This is a genomic window from Blastomonas sp. 34TW, assembly GCF_059803595.1.
The window spans coordinates 1-3,275 of sequence record NZ_JAPFGW010000038.1; the positions used below are offsets into that span (position 1 = coordinate 1).

Sequence of the window (3,275 nt, forward strand, 5' to 3'; positions counted from 1 at the left end):
AAAAGGGAATAAGCATCGTGGTCGCTCCTGATGTGCACCCGGCAATCACCCGGGCACACATCCCCTCCCCCTCCCCTTCCGATCTGCGTTTCACGCAGGACTAAGAGTTGACCATCTTCTCCCCTGAGGGTGAACAGCATAACATGGTCTTGAGCTGGACGGAGCGACTCATAAAAGAACAAAATGCCGAAAGGGTTGGAGCTCGCGATTCTGGGATGGCCACCATTCGCGGCGTAACCAGACCGGCTTTGAGCCAGAATGCGACGTTAGCTAGTCGAGCTTTGAAAGGCAGTTTTCATCGCTTCTCGACAGCACCTGCCTGAAGGCGAGAGCTGAACGCACAATGCGCGATCGGTGATCGGAAAGCGCTTGATGCTAAAGGAATCTGGATGAGGAAAGGGGAGAGCCTCTTGCGAAGCTCTCCCCGAGCACCTTGCGGTGTAATTCCAAAAGGCCGTTAAGCCGAGCAGCCTGAGCTGTGAGTTCTATATAGGCCAAAGGCGTTAAAATTCAACTCGCGTTTGAATCCTAAGTCCCTGATTTCAGACATTCCTTGCGAGCCAGGCCGTTATACGGCATGATCCATTTTCCTTGATTCCCTTGATATGTTCCATTGTTCTTGATTGCCTTGATACCCTTGATTGCATTGAATACCTTGATGGGGACAGAAAGACGTGTTACCACGCCCTCGTGGAACGATCGAAAAATGCGCCTTTGGACGATTCGGCGTCCCGTGAAGCCGAATCAGTCGGTGCCGATCGCATTCGGGGGAAGGGGCGAGGCGGCAACTTTCTTGCCATTGATCGCGCAGCATGGGAACGCCTATGGGAGGTTGAGACTAACAACAGGCTGAACCTCGTCACCGCATATATTGTGCTGCTTGCCGGGACCGGCAGCGACCATCAGCTCAGCAAATGGTCGACCAAGGCTTGCGAACAGCATGCAGGAATGGGCAAGCCACGGGCCAAGGTCGCGATCGACGAGCTGATCCAGCATGGGTTCGTTGCGCACACCGACCGCTCGACGAAGCTCTATCCGCAATATCGCCTGCAGCCGATCCCTCTCGACAGCGACCCCATCTTTCTGCCGGTCGCGTTGGTAACGGGAATTGAAACTGAGGCTTCAATGCTTCGCCGTGTCCGCGAGACCGGCGACGCGCTCTTACTGCGAATGCTGGTGGACCTCTATGGTTTGGTCCAGCTCGATGCGACATTCGGTGTGCCAATCGGCGCGTTGAGCCAGACCCCGCCCGACGATTATCCTGCTCGAAAGGTTTTTGAGATCGGCATCCATTCCGTTTGGGCACTTCGCCTCGTCGGTGGGTCGAAGTCTGCGAAAGGTGATTGGGCGAGTTATCATCGCTCGAAAAGCCGCAACAAGGATGGAGCCTGGGGGGATTTCTGGGCGCGGGTGGCGATGCTCGAGAAGATCGGGGCCGTCTGGTATGAAGCATGGATCTTCGACAGCGAGGAATCGGATGCCGAGCCGCTGTTTCCAGTCGATCCCGGCGCCCTGTATCATCAGGGTGAGGGTGACGATGTCTATCAGCTCACCCGCACGATGCTCGACGCTGCGGCCAATCTTTCTGAAGAGCGCAGCAACCTGCTCGAACGCTATGGCATCGACATGTTAGTGACCCTCGCGCAGCATCGTCGCGCGCCAGGTATCCGGGGCGTGGCGCGTATGCGGATCGAGGCGGATACGCCGGGTCGTCGGCTTTCCTATTACAAGCGCCGAACCCAGATCGAAATCTACGAAGCTGGCTACACCCAAATAGCACTCGATGCGCTACGGGGTGAATATAGTCGACCAATGAATACCAGCACGCCGCAATGAGACAACCAACCGCCGGGAAAAAGCAGCCTCTCCATGCCGAATGACGACAATTCAGATGATCAGCCGACTATGGAAGTGCCGTTCCCGACCGAGGCCGAACTGCTTGCAGCGGGCTATGTGCCAATCCCGACAGACGAAGAGTTGCTGGCACAGGGCTATGTGCCGATCGATTTCACAAACATGCCGGACGTGGCCCATTTACTGACGGAAGCCGGGCATCCTTTTCCGTTGCATCATGAGATCATCAAAGCGGGCTATGTGCCAATCAGCCGCCGCGAACGGCGTATCGTAAGCCGACCGCGCATGGGCCAAATGTATTGGATCGATTTTCCGCACGACGCTTATGCGCCCGAGTTCGTGAAAGAGCACCCTGGCATTGTTATTCGCGCGGCCAATTCGCTACACGACACCTGCATTATCCTGCCCGTTACGAGCGCGCAGCAGAAAGCGGGGACGAACTTTCATCAGCTCTCCAGGAATCCCAATCCCAAAGGGCAGGCTGCAGGGCGGATCGCCTATGTCGTCTGCGACCATCTCTACACGGTCAACATCAACCGCCTCCGCCCATTGGTCCACAATGGGAAGGCTGTCTTTCCCAAGGTAGAGCCGCACGATCTGACCGCGATCTTCGCGGTAGTGCAAAAGGTTCTGGGCGCTGCGTTCGGACCTGCGCAGACCGCTGTAGCGGCGGGGGCCACGCCAGTTCAGGTACCGCCTGCCGTACCTGCAAAGGCTTTGGGGCCGAACACCCTGACGCTGAGAAAGAAGTAGGCAGCGGTGTCGGTGATGCGGTCACGTCGCTGACTCCATCCACTCGACTGACCCGAACTGTCGAAGCTGATCGGCTTCGGCTGCGCCGAGGGTGCTACGAGCACTGTCGCCCTCCCCAACCGGCCAGCCTCACTCGTCGTTGCGAACAAGCAGGAAACATCTGATTCTGGCGCGAGCCGTTGCTAGCAAACGCCACCGACACTGACAGGAATGCCCCACTTCGTGGCCTTCCATGCTGCACAGATAGTGCAGACCAAGAGGAAAACCGTAGGACGTCAGGGCTCCGGCATCGATGTTCCCAGCATTGCTTTTCATCATGCTCGAAACATCGCGCCTATGACCGACAGCGCTGCCTTTGTCGGGATGAACACCCGTGTGCGAAACGCAATGATTTCCGTAAAGCAGCCGATGCTCTTGAGCCAAGGCAGCTGTTCAGGCGGGACCCCCACGATTTCATAGCGCTGCTCGCCTGCCACGCGGGAGCATTTCAAGGTCGCCTCGAAGGGCTGATTGATCGGGACTGTCCGGCCTTCGCCGAGCGACCTGATGATCATTTCCGGGCTGAGTTCAACGGTGGAGGCAATGTCGAATTTCTCGAGCAGCTTCGCCACGTCGAGTTCGTGGACCATGCGGCCGAGCCAGCTTCTGCCCTCCTCGTCCACGATGCG

The 3,275-nt window shown here is 57.4% G+C and carries 2 protein-coding genes and 1 pseudogene; 2 read left to right on the forward strand and 1 reads right to left on the reverse strand.

Annotated elements, in window-relative coordinates; genetic code table 11:
* The first annotated feature begins 690 nt into the window (after window positions 1–690).
* On the forward strand, window positions 691–1,836 hold the full coding sequence (locus OPU69_RS19795; RefSeq protein WP_066646897.1) for a hypothetical protein: 1,146 nt from the start codon (window positions 691–693) through the stop codon (window positions 1,834–1,836).
* A 33-nt stretch (window positions 1,837–1,869) separates the two neighbouring features.
* Window positions 1,870–2,607: a type II toxin-antitoxin system PemK/MazF family toxin gene (locus OPU69_RS19800; protein WP_062344765.1), complete on the forward strand. Its 738-nt coding sequence runs from the start codon at window positions 1,870–1,872 to the stop codon at window positions 2,605–2,607.
* 314 nt (window positions 2,608–2,921) lie between these two features.
* On the opposite strand, the pseudogene OPU69_RS19805 reads toward OPU69_RS19800, so the two are convergent.
* A pseudogene (locus tag OPU69_RS19805) lies at window positions 2,922–3,275 on the reverse strand (strawberry notch C-terminal domain-containing protein); the annotation flags it as partial.